Source organism: Flavobacterium sp. MDT1-60, from assembly GCF_014844035.1.
GTDB lineage: Bacteria > Bacteroidota > Bacteroidia > Flavobacteriales > Flavobacteriaceae > Flavobacterium.
In genome coordinates, this window is record NZ_CP062159.1 from 3132980 (window position 1) to 3157923 (window position 24944).

A 24944-nucleotide genomic window follows, 5' to 3' on the forward strand; every position below is an offset into this window, starting at 1 on the left:
GATTTAAAGTTTATTCTAATGAATAGTTTCAAATAATTAATTTTTATATTTGAAATTAGTTAACGGCTTATTAATTTAAAATATTTATTATGGAAAAAGCTATACTATTGAAAGTGCGTAAGGAATTGAATGGTCAACAGCAGTTTAATATAATTAAATTAAAAGGAAGTTTAATTTCTAAAGGCTATACAGAAATAATACATATTCTCGATCAGGATGATGAGTTTCATATTAATTCATTTGAAACACCAGTTGAAACTACTAATGAAGTACAGGAATATATTACAGCATTTATTAATAGAGAAAACCTGGCAGATACAATAACAATATATAAATGATTCCAGGTTGTAATTTTCAATCAGAAACGAAATAGTTTATCATTAATAAATTAACGTAGATCCAAAAAAAACAGAAAGTGCCCGATTGTTAGGCACTTTTTTTTAGCCATATTGAATTTTGAAATCTTTATTATTCTTAAGGATGGTTATAAAAGTTAACTCCTTAAATCTATCCATGAAAATGTATTTTTTCTTTAGTAATTTTTAATAGAAAATTAAAGAATACCTCCAAATCATTAAATTTTCTGCTAATCAGGATTGATAAAAATATTAATTTTTATCGATTTTATTTCATACAATGTTTTTTATAATTGTTTTTGTTGTTGATTTATGAAAGTATTTTAAAGCAACCGGTTGTGTTTTTTTGATTGTTTTTTTATATTTGTAATAAATACACTTATCATGTAAGTATATTTTAAGTTGAATATTTTAGTATAACCTGACATTTCTAAGATGTTAAATAATAATCGAACAATTCAAATGAAACAGCGACACATCTTTTCCTTATTATCATTTTCAGTACTATTTCTTTTCTCTTTCAATGGAGTGACCGTAAAAGATACCCTAACAAAAAGACAAATTGAAAAAGGACCTATTTTCTCTAATGTTATGTATCAAGGAAATGACAATATCTATAAAAATAATCCCCTCAAATCAGATGAGTTTTATTCACCCATTTTACAGGGATGTTATCCGGATCCTGCCATTACTAGAAAAGGAGATGATTATTATATGGTTTGTTCTTCATTTGCGATGTTTCCGGGAGTGCCGATTTTCCATTCTAAAGATTTAGTGAATTGGACCGATCTGGGAGGCGTATTAAATAAGGTCTCCGAATTTAATCCGCATGATACTGGTATTAGCCAAGGCGTATATGCTCCAGGGATCACGTATAATCCTCACAATGATACTTTTTATATGATTGTAACAGCCTTTACAGGCAATATGGGGAATATTATAGTAAAGACAAAAGATCCTATGAAAGGTTGGGGGAGTCCGATAAAACTGGATTTTAACGGAATTGCCCCGTGTATCTTTTTTGACGATAACGGAAAAGGGTATATCGTTCATAACGATGCTCCGGATAAAGAAAAAGAATTGTATGAAGGTCATCGTGTGATTAAAGTTTGGGAGTACGATGTTGCAAACGATAAGGTAATTCCCGGCACAGATAAAATTATAGTAGACGGCGGTGTAGATCTCTCTAAAAAACCAATATGGATTGAAGCGCCTCATCTGTATAAAAAAGACGGACATTATTATTTAATGTGTGCTGAAGGTGGAACCGGCGGAAACCATAGTGAAGTGGTTTTTATCAGTGACAGTCCAAAAGGGCCTTTTAAACCAGCATCAAATAACCCAATCCTTACACAAAGATATTTCCCAAAAGACAGAACTGATAAAGTAGACTGGGCAGGTCATGCCGATTTAGTTTTAGGACCTGATAACAAATATTATGGTGTATTTCTGGGTGTTCGCCCAAATGATAAAGACAGGGTAAATACGGGACGTGAAACTTTTATGCTGCCAGTAGACTGGTCAGGCGTTTTTCCTGTTTTTGAAAATGGATTAGTGCCGTTAGAACCAAAAATTAAAATGCCGAAGGGTGTTACTGAAAACAAAACGGGTAAAGATGGATTTTTTCCTAATGGAAATTTCACATTTACCGAAAATTTCACTTCTGAAAAATTAGATTACAGATGGATAGGATTGAGAGGACCTCGTGAAAATTTTATTTCAATAACCAAAAAAGGACTTCAGATTAAACCTTTTGAAGTAAATATCAAAGAGCTTAAACCAACGTCTACACTATTTTACAGACAACAGCACAATACTTTTTCTTTTGCAGCAACAATCGATTATAAACCTGTATCTGAAAAAGATCTTGCCGGAATTGTTTGCCTTCAGAACGAGCGTTTTAATTATGTTTTTGGTATAACAAAAAAAGGAAAAGACACTTATATAGTATTGGAAAGAACCGAAAAAGGAGTGTCAAAAATTATTGCAAGTGCTAAAATAGAAATCAAAAAAAATATCCGTTTACAGGTAAAAGCAACAGGAGACAGCTACGAATTTAGTTATGCGCTGAATAGTACCGATTTTGAAAATTTAGGAGGAAGCGTTTCAGGAGATATTCTTTCGACAAATGTGGCCGGAGGTTTTACAGGAGCATTAGTAGGATTATATGCTACGGCTTCAAATGATGCTCAGGTAAAATAGAGGATAGAAAATAGAGCATAGAAAATAATGACTTTAAAATACGTATATAATGAAATCAATAATTAGATCATTTGCATTTGCTATTCTTTTCTTAGTAGTGCAAAAAGGATATTCCCAAGATCAGGATTTTCACGTTTATTTGAGTTTTGGACAATCCAATATGGAAGGATATGCTAAAATAGAACCTCAGGATATTGTAGGTATTGATGAGCGTTTTCAGGTTTTAGAGGCTGTAAATTGTCCTGAAATTAAACGTACAATGGGAAACTGGTATACCGCCATACCACCATTATGCCGTTGTAATACGGGATTAACACCAGTCGATTATTTTGGAAGAAATATGGTGGCCAATTTGCCTAAAAATATAAAAGTAGGTATCATAAATGTAGCCGTTGGTGGTTGTAGAATTGAACTTTTTGATAAAGATAAGACAGCAGAATATATTGCAACAGCACCTGAATGGATGAAAGGAATACTTAAGGAATACAATGATAACCCTTATGCACGACTTTTAGAGATGGCAAAAATCGCACAGAAAAAAGGTGTCATTAAAGGTATTTTACTGCATCAGGGAGAATCTAATACCAATGATACGCTTTGGTCTCAAAAGGTAAAAATTGTGTACGATAATTTAATGAAAGATTTAAATCTGGATCCAAAAAAAGTACCCTTACTTTCCGGAGAAACCGTAAATGAAGATCAAAATGGCAAATGCGCAAGCATGAATAAAATTATCGCGACACTGCCAAAGACAATACCTAATTCTTATGTAATTTCATCCAAAGGATGCACCGCTGAGCCTGACTTTTTACATTTCAATGCGGTTGGTTACAGAGAATTGGGAAGACGTTATGCCGATAAAATGCTTTACCTATTGGGCTATAAATTCTCAGAAGGTAAATCGGCTTTAAGAGTGCAGGCTCCCGTTGGTTTTGATCAGTTAAATTCCAATATACCATCGGGAAAAATAGAAAGTATCAGTTATGAATCTAAGACTGTAGGTTCTACCCGAAAAGCTACTGTTTATATACCTCCCGGATTCAATAAAAAGAAAAAATATCCTGTTCTGTATCTTTTACATGGAATAGGCGGCGATGAAAAAGAATGGCTCAATGGAGGAAACCCGCAGGTTATTTTAGATAATTTGTATGCAGAAGGAAAAATTGAACCGATGATTGTTGTGATGCCAAACGGCAGAGCAATGAAAGACGATAGTGCTACAGGAAATATAATGGCTCCGGATAAAGTACAGGCATTTGCTGTATTTGAAAAAGATTTGCCGAATGACTTAATTCCTTTTATTGAAAAAAAATATCCGACTTATAAAGACAGAGAACATCGTGCGATTGCGGGTTTGTCTATGGGAGGAGGACAATCGCTGAATTTCGGATTAGGGAATCTGGATAAGTTTGCCTGGGTAGGCGCCTTCTCCGCGGCTCCAAATACTAAAATGCCGGAAGAATTACTTCCTAATCCTGAAGAAGCAAAAAAGAAATTAAAACTGCTGTGGATTTCCTGTGGCGATAACGACTGGCTTATCGAAAATAGCAGAAGAACTCACGATTATTTGTATAAAAATGATGTACCGCATATTTATTACATCGAGCCAGGAGTTCATGATTTTAAAGTATGGAAAAATGGATTGTATATGTTTTCGCAGTTTTTGTTTAAGCCTGTCGATCAGTCAGGTTTTCCATTATATACCATTTTAGGAGATCCGGCTCAAACGAATATCCGTAATGCAAAGTATCCGCAAATATTGCCTGACAATCGCGTCGTTTTTAAAGTTAGGGCTCCTGAAGCTTCTAAAGTACAAATTGATTTGGGCAGAAAGTATGATATGGTCAGAGATTCCGATGGATTATGGACGGTTACTACTGATGTGATCAATAAAGGATTTAATTATTACTCTTTACTTATAGACGGTGTGGCTGTAGCAGATCCGTCAAGCGAAACGTTTTATGGTATGGGACGGATGGCAAGCGGTATTGAAATTCCGAATAAAGAAGGCGATTTTTACGCCTTAAAAGCGGTGCCTCATGGCGATATCAGAATTAAGAAATACTTTTCAAAAGCCACTAATTCCTGGCGTGAAATGTATGTTTACACACCACCGGGTTATGAAAATTCAAACGAAAAATATCCTGTTTTATATTTATTACATGGAGGAGGTGAAGATCAAACCGGATGGGCTACACAGGGCAAGGTCAGTTTAATTTTAGACAATTTAATAGCCGAAAAGAAAGCAAAATCTATGGTGATCGTCATGCTTGATGGTAATATGGGTAATACCGGAGGAGTTGCAGGGTTTAATGAAAATGCACTGAAAGCTTTTGAAAATGAATTAAAAATGGGCGCAATCCCTTTTGTAGAAAGTAATTTTAAAGTAGCAACAGACGCTAAAAACAGAGCTTTGGCCGGATTATCGATGGGTGGCTTGCAGACCTTGTATGCAGGTGTTAAAAATTCAGATATGTTTTCCAGCATAGGTGTTTTTAGTTCCGGCTGGTGGGCAAACAATGCAGCTTTGTCAGCACCTCAATATGAGTTTATGAAAAATAATGCCACAACTATTAATTCAAATATTAAAATTTTTTGGATTTCAATGGGAGGGAAGGAAGATATTGCTTTTGAAAATTGTAAAATAATGATGAGCAAATTTGACGAAATGGGCATTAAATATCAATACAGCGAATATCCGGGAGGTCATAACTGGCCGGTATGGAGACACGATTTATTTATGTTCGCTCCGTTGTTATTTAATTAATATTATCCAGACACTAAAGTTTTAAAAGTTATTAAAGTTTTAATTCAATAAATTAGCTATTCTGTTACAAACAAAAAAGTAATTAATCTAAGTGTGTTATGAGTTTTAAATATGTTTTATGTTTATGTCTGTTAGGTTTTTTAAAATTAAGTGCGCAATCAGTCGTAAAGAGCCCTGATGGTAAACTTAAAGTTTCTCTTTCTGTCTCTAATGGAATGCCTTTGTATAGTATTACATACAATGAAAAAACATTCTTAGAAAATTCTCCGCTTGGTTTGAAAACGAGTGTTGGTGATTTTACAACAGGATTAGTTTTAAAAGCAGATGTAAATCAAAATAAAATTGATGAAACCTATGAGCTGCCTAATATCAAGCAGCGAAATGTACATTATGAGGCCAATGAAGCCGTATTTTCTTTTAGTAAAGAAAATAAACCCGCCATTGATGTGATATTTAGAGTGAGCAATAACAATGTAGCTTTTAAATATAAAATCTACCCGCAAAAGGAGGTGCTGTCCTGTGTTGTGCAGGAAGAAGCTTCTGGTTTTATACTGCCTGAAGGAACTACAACATTTCTTTGTCCGCAAAGTAAACCCATGACCGGGTATGCCAGAAGTGCTCCTAGTTATGAAACCTCGTATACATTAGATGCTCCAATGGGCAAAAATGGCATGGGTGAAGGTTATACATTTCCTTGCCTTTTTAAAGTAAAAAATAATGGCTGGGTTTTAATTTCTGAAACAGGTGTTGGCAGTGGTTATTGCGGCAGCAGATTAATTGGAGGTGATAAAGGATTATATACTATCGGATTTCCGATGCCGGGAGAAAATAATGGAAACGGAACTACAACGCCAGGACTATCACTTATTGGTGAAACGCCATGGCGAACCATTACTCTTGGAGAAACCCTTGCCCCAATTGTAGAAACCACTATTCCTTTTGATTTGGTTAAACCAAAATACGAAGCCTCGCAAACCTACCAATATACAAAAGGTTCCTGGAGCTGGATCATGAAAATGGATGGTAATACTACTTTTCCGGTTCAAAAACAATACATAGACTTTAGTGCTGCAATGGGATATGAAACGATCTTAATTGATGCACTTTGGGATACTCAGATAGGAAAAGATAAAATTGCGGAACTGGCACAATATGGTGCGGGAAAAGGTGTTGGTTTGTATTTATGGTATAATTCGAATGGGTATTGGAATGATGCACCTCAAGGACCAAGAGGGATTATGGACAATTCAATAATCCGTCGTAAGGAAATGGCCTGGATGAAAAGTATTGGTGTAAAAGGGATCAAAGTAGATTTTTTTGGAGGAGACAAACAAGTAACCATGAAATTATATGAAGATATCCTGACAGATGCGAATGATTTTGGCATATTGGTAATTTTTCACGGTTGTACATTACCAAGAGGCTGGGAGCGAATGTATCCAAATTATGCCGCCAGTGAGGCCGTTTTAGCCAGCGAAAATCTACATTTCGGACAAGCCAGTTGTGATAATGAAGCCACGAATGCCTCGATACATACTTTTATTCGCAATACGGTCGGAAGCATGGATTTTGGCGGAAGCGCCTTAAATAAGTTTTATAATAGTGATAATATTCCCAATAAAGGTTCGAAACGAAGAACTTCTGATGTTTTTGCTTTGGCTACTGCAGTACTTTTTCAGAGTGGAGTTCAGCATTTTGCATTGGCACCCAACAACTTAACGGATGCACCTGCCTGGGCTATAGATTTCATGAAAGAAGTGCCGACAACCTGGGATGAAGTTCGTTTTTTAGAAGGATATCCGGGTAAATATGTAGTGTTTGCACGTCGAAAGGGAACCAAATGGTATATAGCAGGGATTAATGCCCAAAAAGAAACCTTAAAAGTTAAACTAAAACTACCTATGTTAGCTTCCGGTACAGCATTAAGATACTATTTTGATGATGAAGATTTAAACGGAAAAATAAAAACAATAACGCTTAAAAATAACAATGAAGTTGAAATAACAATCCCTTGCAATGGAGGAGTGCTGTTGTTGAATTAAGTGAAATTTTTTAGTGCTAACCGGAACATTAGAAAAATACTAATTTTATGGTTTTACAACCATTTGGAACAGTCCATGAAATAGAACATGCCCAAGAATTTTATAATTTCTGCTTGTTAATTCTGAAAAATTAAGATACGTTTTTTGAGCTTAAAAACAGTTGAAGTTGTATTTAATTGAAAAACAATTATTTGATTTTCAATTAAATATTATATATTTAATTTTAATTTACTAATCATTTTATATGTCCCCAAAAAATTGTTTTAGAGTTATTGTCATTTTATTTTTTATAGTAAATAACTTGTTTTCTCAAAATATATTTGAAAACTATCAGTTTCGTTTAGTAAATAAAGAGACTTCAAAAAGTGGTATTTATACCATTGCACAGGATCAATTTGGGATCATGTGGATTGGAACAAATGGTGCGGGCTTATATAAATTTGATGGAGTAAATTATGTCGCTTACGAACAAAACTCCAACGTTAGTAATTCTATCAATAGCAATCTAATTTATGCAACTTATGTAGATGTACACAACCGGTTGTGGATTGGAACTGATGAGGGATTATGTCTTTATAATCGAGATTTAAATACATTTGAAAATATCGACATTCAAAAAAAAGCAAAAAAAGAAGCCGTAATTTCTGTTAAGAGTATTATTGAAGACAATAATGGAAATCTTTTTCTAGGAACTTTTAATGGAGGTTTACTAAAACTAGATATTAAGACAAGGGAAATAACTTCGGTAAAACTAGATGTTCCTAATCCGGCAAATTACCTTATTAATAGCCTGGTAAAGGATAAAAATGGAACAATTTATCTGGGTACCAATTTTGGTTTAAAAGTAGTAGACCTGGTAAAGAACGAGGTTAAAAAAGTAAATGCCAGCAACGATAACCAAATTTTATCGGGTAATATAGTCTCTATGTTTATGGACAGCCAGCAAAACTTGTGGATTGGCAATGGATATAAAGGGCTGGTTAAGGTAAATCTAAATTCTAAACAGGCTGTTTCTTATCCGATTACTAAAAAAAGGATTATGTCAATATTGGCAACAGATCCTAAAACAATTCTTTGTGCAACAGAAAATGATGGCTTAATCATTGTAAACGACCAGGGTATTGTTCAAAAAAAATATATAAACAGCAAATTCGATATTCGTAGCTTAAGTTCAAATTCTGTTTGGTCTTTATTTCTGGATAAAGAGCGTAGAATCTGGCTGGGTTATTATAACAAAGGTTTAGGTGTTTTTGATAAAATAAACAGCAAGGTAAATATAATCGAAAGTTTACCTGGAAATTCCCAATCCTTACAAACCAATTGTGTTACCGGTATTGCAAAAGACAATGAAGGGCAATTATGGATTTCTATGGAAGGTGGAGGAGTTGATGTATATAATCTTAAAACTAAAAAGTTTAAACATATTACCAAATCCGATAATAGTTTTTATTCCGGATTAACAAACGACAATATCACAAAAGTATTTATTGATAAAAAACAGAATATTTGGTTATCCAGCTGGAATGAAGGGATTTTTCTTTTAAAGAAAGGAAGCAGAAGCTTTATTAATTACAATACAAAAAACACGAATCTAACCTCAGATAATATTATGAGTATTACGGAAGATTCCAGAGGTGTAATTTGGATAGGAACTTTTTCAAAAGGTTTACATTATTATACTCCTTCAGATGGGCAATTTCACCATTGTAATTCCAAACCATTCTATAATGTGATGAATTTAGACATCAGAAATGTGATGGTAGATTCAGATGATGCCGTTTGGGTAGGTTCAACAACGGGTTTGTACAAGGTTACTACAAAAGATTTCGTTACTTTTTCGGTGGTTTCTTTTCGTGATAAAATGTCTGAAAAGCTCAAAAATCATAAAAGTACGCATACTATCAATACTTTATATGAGGCTAAGAACAAAGAAATTTGGATTGGTACCGATGGCGCAGGTCTATTCAGCTACAATAAAAAAACAGATAATCTAAAATGGTATATAAATTTCAAAGGGCTTCATGAAAAGTCACTTTCATCTATTGTCGAATCTAATGATGGGGGTATTTGGCTAAGTGGGAAGAAAGGAATTACCCGACTGGATTTAAAAAACAAAACGACCTTTAATTACTCTATATATGACGGTTTGTTAGGAAATGATTTTAATAACAATTCAGTTCTGAAAGATGAAAATGGAGTACTATATTTTGGAAGTTACGAAGGCCTAAACTATTTTAATCCTACGAATTTGGTTAAAAGTAAAAAACAGCTTCCCATTTATTTTACAGATCTAAAACTTTTTAATAAATCAGTTGGACCTCTTGAAAAAAACTCGCCTTTAATAAAAGTAATATCTCAAACAAAAAAAATAATCCTGAGACATGATCAGTCTGTTTTTACCATTGATTTTATTGCAATTAATTATTCTTTTCCTGCGAGAAATGAATTTGCCTATTATTTAGAAGGCTTTGAGGATTCATGGAATTATGTTGGTAATAAGCGCTCGGCAACTTATACAAACTTAGCGCCGGGTAACTATATTTTTAAGGTTAAAGCAGCAGAAAAGAATGGAGTTTGGAGCCAAAGACCATTAGAATTAAAAATTGAAATTTTACCGCCCTGGTGGAAAACATCTTTTGCTTATTTATTTTATACGCTATTGCTATTAGCAGCCATTTATTTTGCCAATCAATATTATCAAAATCGTTTTAAACAAAAACAAATGATAGAATTTGAAAAGACAAAGGCGATTCAGATTGAAAAATTAAATAATAAAAAATTACAATTCTTTACCAATATCTCTCACGAGTTTAGAACACCGCTGACTTTAATTTTAAATCCATTAGGAGATATAATTAAGAATTATAGCGCGAATTTACCAGAGGGTGTATTGAATAAATTGCAGACAATTCAAAAAAGTTCTGACAGACTTTCTAGATTAATCAATGAGTTAATGGATTTTAACCAATTGCAGTTTAATAAAATGACACTACAATTACAACTAATCGAGGTGGTCAGTTTTACAAGAGAAATTGTCAGTTATTTTGATGAAGAAGCGTTTAGTCGTGGAATTAAGTTGCAGTTTGAAACTAATAAAACAGTATTAAAAGATTGGATAGATCCAAAAATGTTCGAAAAAATTATTTTTAATGTAGTTTCAAATGCTTTCAAGGTTACTCCGGATAATGGCAAAATAACAGTAAAAATAGTAGTTTACAACGAATTGATTCATTTCCCTTTGATAGATTCAACTACTGCATATCCTTCATTTGAGGTTATTGTTGAAGACACCGGTTCCGGATTAGACAAAAAAGATATAAAGAAAATTTTTGACCGTTTCTATCAGGTGAATAATTTAAACAAAGCCTATTATGGAAGTACAGGAATTGGATTGGAAGTGGTTCGCGGATTTGTAGAATTACATAAAGGAATAATTGAAGTAGAAAGTGAATTAGGAGTTGGTACCACTTTTAAATTGCTATTTCCTGTTGGAAAAGAATTCTTTAATGAAAGCGAAATTCTGCTTGAAGAATTCAAAAAGGAGAAAAAAATGAGTTTTACGCCAATTGTAGAAAAAGAGGAAATTCAATTAGAGCATGACCAGGAAAAACAAGATCGAATTTATACCATCCTGATTGTGGAAGACAATGTAGAACTGCGGAATTATTTGAAAAACGAGCTCAAAAAAGAATATAAGGTTCTGGTTGCAGAGAATGGGCAGGTTGGTTTAGAATTAGCATTACAGAAATTACCTGATTTGATTTTAACAGATGTAATTATGCCTGTTATGAGTGGTTTAGAATTGTGTAAAAGCATTAAAGCCGATTTAAAAACCAGTCATATTCCGTTAATGATGTTGTCTGCAAAGGCATTAGTTAAAGATAGATTAGAAGGAATTGATTCGGGTGCAGATATGTACTTAAGTAAACCTTTTGATATGGATATTTTAAGATCCAGTCTGGTGCAATTGATCAATAGCAGACAAATTATGTTTAATAAATTCTATAACGGAATTACACCAAAAGCGAAAGAGAAAACAACGACTTTAGATAATGATTTTATAAAAAATGTATTGCATTACATTAATGAAAATATTAGCGAACCTGAGTTAAGTGTCGAAGATTTGGCCTCCAGAGTATTTTTAAGCAGAAGCCAATTGTACCGAAAAATTAAAACACTAACCGGTGTATCAGTAAATGAATTTATTCGCAATGTTCGTTTAGAAAAAGCTAAAGAATTGATAGAATTAGGTAATGATAATATAACCGAAATTAGTTATAAAGTTGGTTTTAGCTCTCCTTCGTATTTTACAAAATGTTATAAAGATAAATACGGCTATCTGCCAACACACAACAAACGATAGTATTTTTTACAAATTTATTTTAAGACGGCTTTATGCCGTCTTTTTTTTGTTTTAATAGTAGATCAGATCAGTGAGAGATATTCTGGATATCTAAACAGAGAGAATTGCTTTTAAATTTTAAAAATATTATAAGATATACGATATCCTTTTTTTTGGCAATTATTAAATAAATATTAATTGACTTTTAATTTCTTAATAGCGGAAAAATTATGCTTCATTATTATCAATATCAAAATTTCATTTTTTATAGTAAATAAGTGTAAAATACTGGTTTTACTCGTTTTTGTAACTATCGTGCTACAAAATTGATAGTTTTTGCATCATATGTAGTATGTGAAATTTATGTTAACATTCTATTTTTGGGTATAGTAATATTTAAATAACCACGAAACCTTTATTAACGATTTTAAACCAATTTAGAACATGAAATGAAACCACATTTGTGTATTGAAAAGCTATGTTTTTATCATCAAAAATTAACACCAAAAAATTTAGGATTAGAGAAAACAGAAAATTAGAAAATACTGCATTCGTGATTTTCTAAAATTTGAAAGGATAGAAAAATAGTGTAAAAACTAAATTATTCCAATACATAAATAGCAAAAAACTTTACAACCAAACAATTATTTAAACTAAACAAAAAACCAATTAATATGATGTTAAAATTAAAATTTGCAATAATCGCATTGCTAATGATAAGCTATCAGAATGTGATGGCACAATCAAAGACCATACAGGGTGTGGTGACTGATCCTGCAGGATTTCCTTTGCCTGGTGCCAGTGTTAATGTAGAAGGTTCAAAAAATAGTGCATCAACAGATTTTGATGGTAAATACTCTTTAAAAGGAGTTAATCCAACAGATAAAATAATATATTCTTATGTTGGCTTAGTTACACAAACTATTACCGTAGGTACTCGTACTACAATTGACGTAACATTAGTAGAATCTGCACAAAATTTACAGGAAGTTGTTGTGGCCTACGGTGCTCAAAAGAGATCTAAGGTAACCGGAGCAATTTCAACAGTAAGTTCAAAAGATATTACGGCAGTTCCTATTACTAACGCAGAATCGGCCTTACAAGGTAGAGCAGCGGGTGTTACTGTTGTAAATGGCGCACCTGGTTCAAGTCCTACTGTTAGTATTCGTGGTTTAGCTACAATGGGAAATAGTGCACCTTTATATGTTATCGACGGAGTTTTGACAGGTAATTTATCTGGATTAAGTCCGAATGATATTGAATCAATGTCAGTTTTAAAAGATGCCTCAACAACGGCTTTATATGGTTCGAAAGCTTTTAACGGGGTAATTATGGTAACTACTAAAAAAGGAAAAAAAGGCCCTGGTCAATTAAACTTTAGTACTTACGCGGGTTTTCAAACTATTACTAAAAGATACGACGTTTTAGATACACAACAATATCTGCAGTATGCTAAAGCTTTAGGAAGTGATTTAACGGCAAGAGCAGCTCAATTTGGTAATACAAATACAAATTGGCAAGACCAAATCTTTCAGGATGGCATAATGCAGGATTACAATCTAAGTTTTTCAAGCGGTACAGATAATTCTACAAGCCGCTATTCTGCTGAATATTTAAAACAAGAAGGAGCTGTTATTAGTACCGGTTTCGAACGTTACTCTTTTAGAGCGAATAATACTCAAAACATAGGTAAATTAACCGTAGGAAGTAATATTGGATTGTCTTTTAGTGAAACTAATCCGGAGCGCGCCTCAGGAGGAAGAACATTATTGGAACATGCTATTAAAATGGCACCTTATTTACCGGTTTATAATGCAAATAACGTAGGTGGTTACCAAGGGCCTTCTACAGCTGATGGGCAAGATGCAGAAAACCCGGTTCGTGTTGCCAATTTAGGATATCAAAAAATTAATGGATTATCTATAATTGGAAACATTTACGGTGAATTGCAAATTTATAAAGGCTTAAAATTCAGATCACAAGTTTCTCTAGACTATTATACAAGCGATGATCATACTTTTATTCCTGGTTACGAAGATGGTTCAGCTCACAAACAAGCCTATTCTTCAACAGCTGAAACAAACTCTAAAGGACAAACCATCGTTTTTGATAATAGTTTAACATACAAAACTACTATTGCTGATAAACATAATTTAGAAGTATTAGGGGTTATAACTAAAATTGAGAATAAGAGCAAGAATTTAATAGCAAGCAGCCGTTACTATATTTCAAATGATATAGATCAGTTGCGATTACAGGATGCGAATTTAAGTTCTAGTAACATTGAAGCCAACAACTTAGGTTATATAGGTCGTATTAACTATGATTATGATGAGAAATACTTACTGGCTGTTTCAGGACGTAGAGATGCTTCTTCTCGCTTTGGGTCTAATAACCGTTATGGTAATTTCTACTCGATTGCTGTAGGTTGGAATATTGCAAAAGAAAGTTTTATGGCAGATTCTGTTTTTAGCACTTTGAAACTTAGAGCGAGTACAGGAACAACAGGTAATGACAGAATAGACGATTATCAATACAGTTCATCTTTAGCGGCAAATTATACCTATCCGTTTAATGGAGCTGCAGGAGCAGGTGTTACTGCTGGTAGAGCTGCAAATCCGGATTTGAAATGGGAGTCTAAAAATGACAGAAACATTGGTTTGGATTTTGGTTTATTTGATGAACAGTTCACAGGATCTTTCGAATATTTTAATAATAAAAGTAGCGATATTCTTTTCGCAGTGCCGCTTCCTGCTTCTGTAGGTTCAGCTGGTGGAGGAACTCAAATTCAGAACATTGCCGATGTGAAAGTACACGGATTTGAAGTATCACTTGGATACAATGACAGAAAAGGAGATTTTACATGGTCAGCTGTAGCTAATTTAGGTACAAGCAAAAACGAAGTAACCGCTTTGGCTCCTGGTGTAACTAGTGTGTTAGGTGGTCCGGCAGTAAGAGCAGGTTTAGAGAACTTCTCACGACTGGAAGTAGGTCAGCCATTATTCTATTTTTATGGGTATCAAACCAACGGAATTTATCAAAATCAGGCAGAAGTAACTGCAGCTTTAGGGGCAGGTCAGACTACTGTACAGCCTGGTGATATTAGATTTGTTGATCGTAATGGTGATCAGGTAATCAACTCAGATGATAAAACAAATATCGGAAATCCGTATCCTGATTTCACCTATGGTTTAAACCTTACGGCAGCGTATAAGAAATTCGATTTTAACTGCTTTATAACCGGAGTTCAGGGCAATGATGTTTTTAACGCGAATAAGTTTGATTTACAAGCTATGTCACGTTTGTTTAACGCCAGTACAGAAGTTCAGGACAGATCAATTGTTGTAAACGGAGTGGTTACTAATCCATCTGCTACATTGCCAAGAGCGCTTGGTGCAAGTCAAAACTGGTCTTCAGCAAGTCAGCGATATGTTGAAGATGGTTCTTACACGAGATTAAAAAATGTTACTATAGGATACACCTTTTCAGGAGATACGTTCAGTAACTATTTTTCACACATAAGATTCTATGTAAGTGCGCAAAATCTTGTTACAATTACAGATTATTCTGGTTTAGATCCTGAAGTTGCACGTGTAGATGCTAACGCAAATTCTGCCGGAATTGATATAGGAAGATATCCACAACCAAAATCAGTAATTTTTGGACTTGATGTTACATTTTAATTTATAAAAGATGATGAGAAAAATAAAATATATAGTTGTAGTATTGTTAGGAATTTTAACAATAAATTCATGTAACGATAATGATTTAGAATTAACAAATCCAAATCAATTATCCCCTGAAACTTTCTTTAAATCAGAAGCGCAGGTGCAATCTGCAGTAAACGCAGCCTATGCAAACCTGCAGACAAGAGGGCTCTATGCCAGACATATTTTCTTTGCTTTAGACAATATGGCTCAGGAGAATAAAGGAAATCCACAATTAGAAGGGAACAAAAAACCTTTCCTGAATTTTTCTTTTGATGCCAGTAGTGATATTATTCAGTTTTATTGGGAAACCTGCTTTTTAGGAATATCCAAAGCAAATTTTGTATTAGATAATGAAGATAAGATTCAGGCTTTATCAACTTCAGTTTTAACACAAGAGAAAAAGAATAAATTTTTAGCAGAAGCCCATTTTTTAAGAGCATACTATTATTTCCTATTAGTGCCTCGTTTTGGTGATTTGCCTCTTTATACAAAACAGACTATTGTAGGTGCACCAAGAAGTCCTAAAGCGGAAATCTATAAATTAATTGAAGCTGATTTTGACTTTGCATCTAAAAATCTTTTAAGTAAAAACGTAGAAGATAAAGGAAGAGCAACCAAAGAAGCTGCTTTTGCCTATTTAGGAAAAGCATTATTGTATCAAAAGAAATATGATGAAGCTTTAGCTGCTTTTAATAAAGTTACAGGATTTAGTCTGGAGGCTAATTTTTATAACAATTTTATGGATGAAACGGAGCATGGTCCTGAATCTATTTTTGAGATTGAATATGATGAAAAATTAGGAGTAGCTGATAAATGGGGGAGCGATACTGCCGGAGATGGTGTTGCTGAATCAACGCTTAGAGGTCAGGAATACGGTAATTTGGGTTGGTATAATGTATATCCGTCAGATAATATATTAGATGAGTATGAGCCAGGTGATAAACGTTTTGGGGAAACTTTTTACGTACCGGGATCTAAATATAATAATGGAGCTAATACTATGACAGCTGCTAATTTCTCTTCTTCAGAAGGACTTAGAAGAGCAGGCTGGAAAAAATATCAAAACTACTATAAGCGTACTGATGAAAATCTGGATTCAAGTATCAACTTCAAAGTGATGCGTTATTCAGATGTATTGCTTATGATGGCAGAATGTGAAAGCATGAGAGCCGGTGGTGTACAGGCAACTGCTATTGGTTACATTAATCAGGTTCGTTTTAGAGCAAATGTACCTTTATTGCCATTAACACTTACAAAAGCACAGGTTTTTACTGCTCTTGTTCATGAACGTAAAGTAGAATTAGCTGGTGAGCAAGTTCGTTTTGACGATATAATTAGATGGGGTATTGCCAGTACTGAATTGGCGGGAACTGGTTTTAAAGCTGGTAGAAGTGAATTATGGCCAATACCGAATAGAGAAACATCTTCAAATCCAAATATAAAACCTAGTGATAACAATCCTGGCTACTAGGCAGGTGATTGAAGTTTGTTAGTTTGAGTTAGTTAAGTTAGTATTTGACAAACAGCGTGTTTTAGTACGCGCTGTTTATCAATACGTTGTGTTTTGTTAAACACCAGATTATTTCTAAAAGGCTTAAGATTTCCACTATTTAAATAAGTTTTAAGGCAGGCTCAATTTTATTCAAATGAAAAGAATTGCTTCACTTTTTTTAATCGTAACATTATTTTACAATGTTTTAGGATTTTATATCATGTTTGCTGAACAACAAGAGCAGGTGTGGGTGAATGCTATGGAGAAAACTGACAATTCAAATTTTGAAATAATTGAAGTTAAAATTACCCCTTATGCTTATGTAGTTGATTCTGGTATTGAAGAGGTTAATGAAGATTTCGTGATCAACAATAAAACCTATCATGTCTTTAAGAAAAGAATTCAAAACAATGTTTTAAAATTATATTGCTTAAAAAGTTCTCATAATGAAGCTTTAAATAAAGATTTAAAAAAAATTGTAGATAGTCAGTTATTTGATGATAATTCAAATAAAGAAAATCCAGGCAAAAAATTAATGAAATCCTTTATTCAGGATTACATTCCGGGTAACACAATAAGTTTTATAATTACTTCTGTAAAATTAGTTTCTCCTGTTACTTTAAATTCATACCCTCCACAAAAAAATCTTCTTTCGGGATATTTTACTACCAATTATCCTCCTCCTGATATGGTATAGCATTTCCTTTGATGTCAAAATGTAAATAGCACTTGATTACGCTGCTCGGGCACTAAATTTTTAGTTTTTAGCTAAGGGTTAATTGCTTATTTACAATTTAACATACAACTTCAATTAATCCTAATTGAAAGAAAAAGCTATTTAACAACCATATAAACCAACCAAAAATGAAAATTTATAAATTTTTGTTTAAAGTATTACTGTTTAGTACTTTAAGCGTAAATGTGTTTGCTCAAACTAAAGAGAGCAAAAATCAAATTACTGAACCAACCGGAATAAACAATATGGCCTATAAATGGAGCGAAATAGCCATACGTGCAACAGCAAATGATACGGACAGATTTAAGCCAAGACCAACAGTGACTTCTCGTTTTTTAGGATTGACATTTGTTGCTGTTTTTGATGCCTGGAGCCGTTATGATCAAAAGGCTATTCCTGTATACTTAAAAGATACAGAAAGAAGACCTCATAAAGAACAGACACTCAAAAATAAAGAGATTGCTATTAGTTATGCTGCCTATAATGCATTAAGTGAATATTATTTTTCAGACAAAGAGTTGTTTATAGCTTATATGGTCGAATTAGGACTGGATCCTAATGATAAATCACTTGATCCCAAAACGCCTGTGGGAATAGGAAATTTAGCTGCTAAAGCAGTAATTGAAGCGAGAAAACATGACGGGGCAAATCAATATGGAGAAGAAAATGGATCAAATGGAACTCCCTATTTTAACTATGTAAATTATAAGCCGGTAAATACTGCAGATGAAATGATTGATGTAAATCACTGGCAGCCAAAATATTTTTCAGATGGGAAAGGTGGTAAGTTTGCGCCAGGTTGTATGACTCCGTTTTGGAATAAAGTAAAGCCTGTCGGGTTAAAATCCGGAGATCAGTTTCGTCCAATACCGCCTCCTTCTTTGGATTCGGACCAACTCAAAAATGAAGTTAAGGAACTGATTGATTTGCAATATAATCTTACTAACGAACAAAAAGCATTAGTAGAATTTATGCGTGATGGACCAAAGTCAGTACAACAAGCCGGACATTGGTTAAAATTTGCTCAGGATGTTTCCAGACGTGATAAGCACACTCTGGATCAGGATGTAAAAATGTTTTTTTATAATCAGGTGACCGCTATGGATTGCTTTATAGCATGTTGGGATACAAAGATGTTTTACGATTTTGCCCGTCCTTATGCTTTAGTGCATTATTATTATAAAGACAAAACTATAAATGCCTGGGGCGGGCCTGGTTTTGGAAATATAGATATGAAAGGACAAGACTGGAGACCTTATTCTCCAGATGTTTTTTTTATGCCCTGCTTTTCCGGGTTATGTTTCCGGACATAGTACAATTAGTGGAGGCTGCGGTGAAGCATTAAAATTATGGACAGGAAGTGACACTTTTGGAGAATCTGCAACAGTGACTGAACCAGGGGCAATGACAGAACCAAACAATATAGGAAAACCTGTTGTTCTAAAATTTCCAACTTTTACAGAAACAGCAAATATGGCAGGAATTTCCAGAGTAATGGGAGGCTATCATATTCAGGCAGATAATATTGAAGGACTTAAATTGGGCAGAAATGTGGCTCATGAGGTTTGGAAGTTTTATAATATTCATATTGGAAATAAAACTGTGGATAAAATCACAGCGAATTGAATATGTTTCCCCATATAAATAAGGGATTAATCTATTCTAAAAATGTTTTAAATATGAAAACTAAGTCACTATTATTTCTATTTATAGTATTTATTTTAACACAGTCCTGCGACTATTTTTCTAATCCAAATGACAAGATGATTAAGATTTTGGAGGCAAGAAACAGGATGTATAAAGTGAAAGACAATCCTTTTGCAGCAAAAGCAGAAGTGGCTTATTATGACTCCATAATTAAAAGTTCCGATGAGGGTTTTTTCAAATTATTTAACGAAATAAATAAGGGAAATGCATTATTAAAACTTGGAAAAGAAGCCGAGTCTGTAACAATTTTGGAAAGTGCCATCAAAAGAATGAAGAAGCTGGATGGAAAAGACGATCCAAAATCATTGCAATCTTTAGGCATTGCGTACATGAGACTTGGGGAAAAACAGAATTGTGTGAATTACCATAATCCAGAATCATGTATTATGCCTATCCAAAAAAATGGGATTCATACGATACGACAGGGTTCTCAGAAAGCAATTGCCGTTTATAAAAAATTATTAGCGATAAACCCTAATGATTATGAATCAAGATGGCTGCTCAATATTGCTTATATGACGCTGGGTAGTTATCCGTCAGAAGTTCCAAAACAATGGCTGATACCCAACCTGAATAAAGATTCAGGATACAGTATAAAACCTTTTTTGGATGTTGCCATAAACGCAGGTATAAAGGGCCGAAATATGTCGGGAGGCGTTATTGTTGACGATTTCAATAACGATAACTATCTGGATATTGTGACTTCTGACTGGAGTCTGGATGGTGTTATGCACTATTATCAAAACGACAAAAAAGGAAAATACCTGGATTATTCCAAAATTTCAGAACTAGGACGTTTCAAAGGAGGACTAAGTATGATACAAGCGGATTATGACAATGATGGCGATATTGATATTTTTGTTTTAAGAGGGGCCTGGATGCGTAAATACGGGCGTCAACCCAACTCATTGTTACGCAACAATGGTGATGGTACTTTTACTGATGTAACGATTAAAAGCGGTTTATATTCTGAATTTCCAACTCAGGCTGGTACCTGGAATGATTTTAATAATGACGGCTATTTAGATTTATTTATTGGCAACGAGTCATCCGATAATGAATCGTACCCGTCAGAATTGTATATGAATAATCAGGACGGAACATTTACTAATGTGGCGCAAGCTGCGAAATGTGATGTTGTTGCTTATATAAAAGGGGTAACATCAGCTGATTATGATAATGATGGCGATGTTGATTTGTTTCTCTCCGGAATGAATAAAAGAAAAACATTATTAAAAAATACCGGGCTCAAAAATGGTATTCCACAATTTATTGATGTTACAGACCAGGCAGGTTTAGCGGGCATTAATGTAATGACTTTTCCAACCTGGTTTTGGGATTATGATAATGATGGCTGGCAGGATATTTTTGTTTGTGGCTATCAATTTAATGGCTCAATTGCCGGCGAAATTGCAATGGAAGCCCTGAACATTCCAAATGAAAGCAGTAAAATGTATTTGTACCATAACAATCATGACGGTACTTTTTTCTGATGTTTCTAAAGCAGCAGGACTAAGTAAAACCGTATTTGCAATGGGTTCCAATTTTGGGGATATCGATAATGATGGTTTTCCCGATATGTACCTCGGAACAGGAAATCCGGATTATAAATCACTATCACCTAATAGATTATTTAGAAATATGGGCAATGGCAAATTTGCTGATGTCACTGTTTCCGGTCGTGTAGGCAATTTGCAAAAAGGTCATGGTGTGGCTATTAATGATCTGGATAATGATGGTGACAACGACATTTTTATAGAAGTTGGTGGTGCTTATTTAGGAGATTCGTTCAGTAATTCTTTATACCTGAATCCCGGACAAAACAACAACCGCTGGATAAAATTGCAATTAGAAGGTACAGAGAGCAATCGTTCAGCTATTGGAACCAAAGTAAAAGTCACTTTTAAAGAAAATGGTGTTTCCAGATCGGTTTACAGGGTCTTAAATTCAGGTGGTAGTTTTGGAGCGTCGGCTTTAAGAATGGAAATCGGAATTGGACAAGCAAAAGTCATTGATCAGATCGAAATTACCTGGCCCAAAAAACAAAAGAAAAAAGTGTTCAAAAACATAAAACCAAATCAATACATTAAAATTATTGAAGGGGAAAATAACTTTTCGAAAATAGACATTAAAAGAATCCTTTTTTCAACTGCCGGAGCACATTCTCCTCTTTGTATTTGAAAAAAATAAATTTATTAGAAGCATAAATATGAAAAATATAAAAATAAAAGCAGCTTTTTTTAACCTTCTGGGTTTATTATTGCTTGCCAGCTGTTCGACTAAAGAATCAGATGAGAAGATCTTTTCTACTTTAGACCGTTCCGACACAGGAATTGATTTTAGCAATAATCTGAAAGAAAATGATTCACTGAATTACTTTACTTACAATTATATTTATTTGGGTGGAGGAGTTGCTACAGGAGATATTAATAATGATGGTCTTGTAGATATCTATTTTACAGGAAACCAGGTATCGAATAAATTGTACCTGAACAAAGGAAATCTAAAATTTGAAGATATTACAAAAAAAGCCGGTGTTGGCGGTGATTCGCGCTGGTATACCGGAGTCACGATGGCAGATGTAAACGGTGATGGTTTTCTGGATATTTATTGTAGTGTAGGAGGGAAATTCGGACCCAAAAACAACGAATTGTATATCAATAATCATAACGGAACTTTTACAGAAAAAGCCAAAGAATATGGTATTGATGATATAGGAAACAGTGTTCAGGGAACTTTTTTTGATTACGATAAAGATGGTGATTTAGATTTATTTGTTGCCAATTATCCGCCTACGAAATTCAATTCGGCAACGGGTGATTATGTACAAATGATGCGCCATGTCAAAGACAATGAATCAGGACATTTATATCGAAATGACGGCAATCACTTTGCGAATGTAACGGAACAAGCCGGCGTAAAAAATTACGGATTATCATTAAGTGCCACAGTTGGTGATTTAAACAATGACAGCTGGCCTGATATTTATGTTTCTAATGACTTCAACTCACCTGATTTTATGTACATCAACAATCAGGATGGTACTTTTAAGGAAGCGGTAAAAGAGGCGATGGCTCATAATTCTTTTTACGGAATGGGTGTGGATATTTCTGATTTTAACAACGATGGAAATTTAGATGTTTTTCAGGTAGATATGGATGCAAAAGACAATCGTCGTAAAAAAGCAAACATGTCCAGTATGAATCCTAAACTTTTTTGGGATGTTGTCGACGCAGGCTTTAACTACCAATACATGCACAATTGCATGCAGTTAAACACAGGAGTTAATGAAAACGGTATTCCACATTTTGGTAATGTATCCCGTATTACCGGAACTTCGTCTACGGATTGGAGCTGGGGACCTTTATTCGCTGATTTTGATAATGACGGGAATAAAGATTTGTTTGTAACGAATGGAACCCGTAGAGAAATTAATAACAATGATTTCTTTCATAGTTTAGAAGCACTCAACTTACAGCCAAAAGATTTGTTTAAGAAATCACAGGAAATTCCTTCGGAGAAAATTGACAATTTTATGTTTCAAAACAAAGGAAATTTAAATTTTGAACAAGCCAATAAAAAATGGGGAATTGAATTTAAAGGTTTTTCAAATGGTGTCGCGTATTCCGATTTAGATAATGATGGCGATTTAGATTTGGTCGTAAATAATATCGACGATTATGCTTCTGTTTTTGAGAATTCAAGTTCGAAACTTAATAATTACATCAAAGTAAATTTTAAAGGAAATACAAAAAATACTTTTGGACTAGGAAATCGTGTTTATATAAAAACAAAAAAAGGAACTCAAATGCAAGAGCTTACTTTAACAAGAGGATTTCAGTCATCAGTAGCTCCTGAATTGCATTTTGGTGTGGGGAAAGACAAAACCATTGACGAGGTTAAAGTAGTCTGGACAAATGGCAAGGTGCAAAAATTAGCTAATGTAAAAGTGAACCAGACTTTAAGCTTTAAAGAACAGGATGCCAAAGAAGAAGTAGCAATAAAAACAACTCCTAAAACTCATTTGTTTGCAACTGAAAACGCAGTTTTTCCGGTTTTCAAACACGAAGAAAATAAATACGATGATTTTAAAGATCAGGTTTTACTACCTCATAAAATGTCGACTTTTGGCCCTGCCATTGCGGTAGGAGATCTAAATAAAGATGGTTTGGATGATTATTTCATTGGAGGTTCTGCCACCTTTTCAGGAAAAATATTTCTGCAGACTAAAAATGGTTTTGCAGAGAAAAATAGTCAGGCGCTTGAAGATGATAAAGCCAGTGAAGACACAGGAGCATTAATTTTTGATGCCGATAATGACGGTGATAATGACTTATATGTAGTGAGCGGCGGTTACGAATTTTTGGTTAATGACCCAAAATTACAAGACAGATTGTACATCAATAACGGAAAAGGCGAGTTTACCAAAGCTCCAAAAGGAGTGTTGCCAACAATGCTGACTAGTGGTTCAAAAGTATATCCTATTGATTATGATAAAGATGGAAAAAAAGATCTTTTGGTTTTAGGAAGACAAGTTCCGGGACAATATCCATCACCGGCAACAACTTATTTGTTGCATAATATAAGTTCGCCAACACAGCCGAAATTTGAAGTCTCTAAAAAATCGCCTAAAGAATTTACCAATTTAGGAATGGCAACAAGCGCCGTAATTACCGACTTTAATAATGATAAATTAGCCGATATTATTGTTGTTGGCGAATGGATGCCGATCCGTATTTTTCAAAATACCACATCTGGTTTCAAAGAAGTTACCAAAAATATGGGACTTAATGATGATACTACCGGTTGGTGGTGGAGCATTCAGCAAGGCGATTTTGACCATGATGGCGATATGGATTATATCGTAGGAAACAATGGTTTGAATTACAAATACAAAGCGACTCCCAATGAAACCTTTGATATTTATGTAAAAGATTTTGACAATAATAAACACAAAGACATTGTCTTAAGCTACTACAATGATGGTAAGCAATATCCGGTACGTGGCCGTGGTTGTTCGTCTCAGCAAATTCCAAACATCAAGAAAAAATTCAAAGACTATGAAAGTTTTTCAGAAGCTACCCTTGTTGATGTTTATACGGAGAAATCCCTTAAAGAAGCTTTACATTATAAGGTAAAATCATTCGCCAGTATTTATTTAGAAAATAAAAATGGCAAGTTTATCATTCATGAACTGCCAGTTGAAGCACAGCTTAGCTGCATCAATCAAATAATGGTAGATGATTATGATAAAGATGGTAAACTTGATGTTTTAGTAACCGGTAATATGTACAATTCTGAAGTAGAAACCCCTCGAAACGATGCCGGTCACGGATTGCTATTAAAAGGAGATGGAAAAGGAAAGTTCAAATCAATCGCAGCAATTGATAGCGGATTTTTTTACTCCGGGCGATGTAAAAAACATGGAAAAAATTCAGGTAAAAGGGAAAACCTATCTGTTGGTCACAAAAAATAATTCGTTTTTACAAAGCGTGAGAATTAATTAAACTCTTTGTTTGAAGTCTTTGCAGTATGTCTTTGCCTAATAGGCTAAGACATACTCAAATAACAATTAATCAAAAATATTAAA

At 34.0% G+C, this 24944-nt stretch carries 13 protein-coding genes; all 13 read left to right on the plus strand.

Annotated elements, in window-relative coordinates:
- Positions 1-89: 89 nt before the first annotated feature.
- Positions 90-338, plus strand: a complete 249-nt coding sequence (locus IHE43_RS13020; RefSeq protein ID WP_192184281.1) for a hypothetical protein — start codon at positions 90-92, stop codon at positions 336-338.
- 480 nt (positions 339-818) lie between these two features.
- Entirely contained in the window at positions 819-2558 is a 1740-nt protein-coding gene (locus tag IHE43_RS13025; protein WP_192184282.1) for a glycoside hydrolase family 43 protein, read from the plus strand.
- 49 nt (positions 2559-2607) lie between these two features.
- Positions 2608-5325, plus strand: a complete 2718-nt coding sequence (locus tag IHE43_RS13030) for an alpha/beta hydrolase-fold protein (protein ID WP_192184283.1) — start codon at positions 2608-2610, stop codon at positions 5323-5325.
- Positions 5326-5423: 98 nt separating this feature from the next.
- Positions 5424-7367: a glycoside hydrolase family 97 protein gene (locus IHE43_RS13035; protein WP_192184284.1), complete on the plus strand. Its 1944-nt coding sequence runs from the start codon at positions 5424-5426 to the stop codon at positions 7365-7367.
- Positions 7368-7611: 244 nt separating this feature from the next.
- Positions 7612-11730, plus strand: coding sequence for a hybrid sensor histidine kinase/response regulator transcription factor (locus IHE43_RS13040; protein WP_192184285.1), 4119 nt, complete (start codon positions 7612-7614; stop codon positions 11728-11730).
- 653 nt (positions 11731-12383) lie between these two features.
- On the plus strand, positions 12384-15392 hold the full coding sequence (locus IHE43_RS13045; RefSeq protein WP_192184286.1) for a TonB-dependent receptor: 3009 nt from the start codon (positions 12384-12386) through the stop codon (positions 15390-15392).
- Between the two features lie 10 nt (positions 15393-15402).
- Entirely contained in the window at positions 15403-16890 is a 1488-nt protein-coding gene (locus IHE43_RS13050; RefSeq protein WP_225585100.1) for a RagB/SusD family nutrient uptake outer membrane protein, read from the plus strand.
- 175 nt (positions 16891-17065) lie between these two features.
- Positions 17066-17608: a hypothetical protein gene (locus IHE43_RS13055; protein ID WP_192184287.1), complete on the plus strand. Its 543-nt coding sequence runs from the start codon at positions 17066-17068 to the stop codon at positions 17606-17608.
- A gap of 167 nt (positions 17609-17775) precedes the next feature.
- On the plus strand, positions 17776-18960 hold the full coding sequence (locus IHE43_RS13060) for a DUF6851 domain-containing protein (protein ID WP_225585102.1): 1185 nt from the start codon (positions 17776-17778) through the stop codon (positions 18958-18960).
- A complete protein-coding gene (locus IHE43_RS23650) occupies positions 18914-19273 on the plus strand; it encodes a hypothetical protein (RefSeq protein ID WP_225585103.1) in 360 nt (119 codons plus the stop codon). The genes IHE43_RS13060 and IHE43_RS23650 overlap by 47 nt, the downstream gene beginning before the upstream one ends.
- 53 nt (positions 19274-19326) lie before the next feature.
- The gene (locus IHE43_RS13065) at positions 19327-20847 is read left to right on the plus strand and encodes a VCBS repeat-containing protein (protein WP_192184288.1); all 1521 of its coding nucleotides are present in this window, start codon (positions 19327-19329) and stop codon (positions 20845-20847) included.
- Positions 20792-21535 (plus strand): ASPIC/UnbV domain-containing protein, encoded by a 744-nt coding sequence (locus tag IHE43_RS13070; protein WP_192184289.1) that lies wholly within the window; start codon positions 20792-20794, stop codon positions 21533-21535. Before IHE43_RS13065 ends, IHE43_RS13070 begins: the two co-directional genes overlap by 56 nt.
- Positions 21536-21563: 28 nt before the next feature.
- Positions 21564-24830, plus strand: coding sequence for a VCBS repeat-containing protein (locus IHE43_RS13075; protein ID WP_225585105.1), 3267 nt, complete (start codon positions 21564-21566; stop codon positions 24828-24830).
- The last annotated feature ends 114 nt before the right edge of the window (positions 24831-24944 follow it).

Coding starts and splice junctions, on each gene's coding strand:
- IHE43_RS13020 (WP_192184281.1), top strand. CDS start 90: ATGGAAAAAGCTATACTATTGAAAGTGCGTAAGGAATTGAATGGTCAA.
- IHE43_RS13025 (WP_192184282.1), top strand. CDS start 819: ATGAAACAGCGACACATCTTTTCCTTATTATCATTTTCAGTACTATTT.
- IHE43_RS13030 (WP_192184283.1), top strand. CDS start 2,608: ATGAAATCAATAATTAGATCATTTGCATTTGCTATTCTTTTCTTAGTA.
- IHE43_RS13035 (WP_192184284.1), top strand. CDS start 5,424: ATGAGTTTTAAATATGTTTTATGTTTATGTCTGTTAGGTTTTTTAAAA.
- IHE43_RS13040 (WP_192184285.1), top strand. CDS start 7,612: ATGTCCCCAAAAAATTGTTTTAGAGTTATTGTCATTTTATTTTTTATA.
- IHE43_RS13045 (WP_192184286.1), top strand. CDS start 12,384: ATGATGTTAAAATTAAAATTTGCAATAATCGCATTGCTAATGATAAGC.
- IHE43_RS13050 (WP_225585100.1), top strand. CDS start 15,403: ATGATGAGAAAAATAAAATATATAGTTGTAGTATTGTTAGGAATTTTA.
- IHE43_RS13055 (WP_192184287.1), top strand. CDS start 17,066: ATGAAAAGAATTGCTTCACTTTTTTTAATCGTAACATTATTTTACAAT.
- IHE43_RS13060 (WP_225585102.1), top strand. CDS start 17,776: ATGAAAATTTATAAATTTTTGTTTAAAGTATTACTGTTTAGTACTTTA.
- IHE43_RS23650 (WP_225585103.1), top strand. CDS start 18,914: ATGTTTTTTTTATGCCCTGCTTTTCCGGGTTATGTTTCCGGACATAGT.
- IHE43_RS13065 (WP_192184288.1), top strand. CDS start 19,327: ATGAAAACTAAGTCACTATTATTTCTATTTATAGTATTTATTTTAACA.
- IHE43_RS13070 (WP_192184289.1), top strand. CDS start 20,792: ATGAAAGCAGTAAAATGTATTTGTACCATAACAATCATGACGGTACTT.
- IHE43_RS13075 (WP_225585105.1), top strand. CDS start 21,564: ATGAAAAATATAAAAATAAAAGCAGCTTTTTTTAACCTTCTGGGTTTA.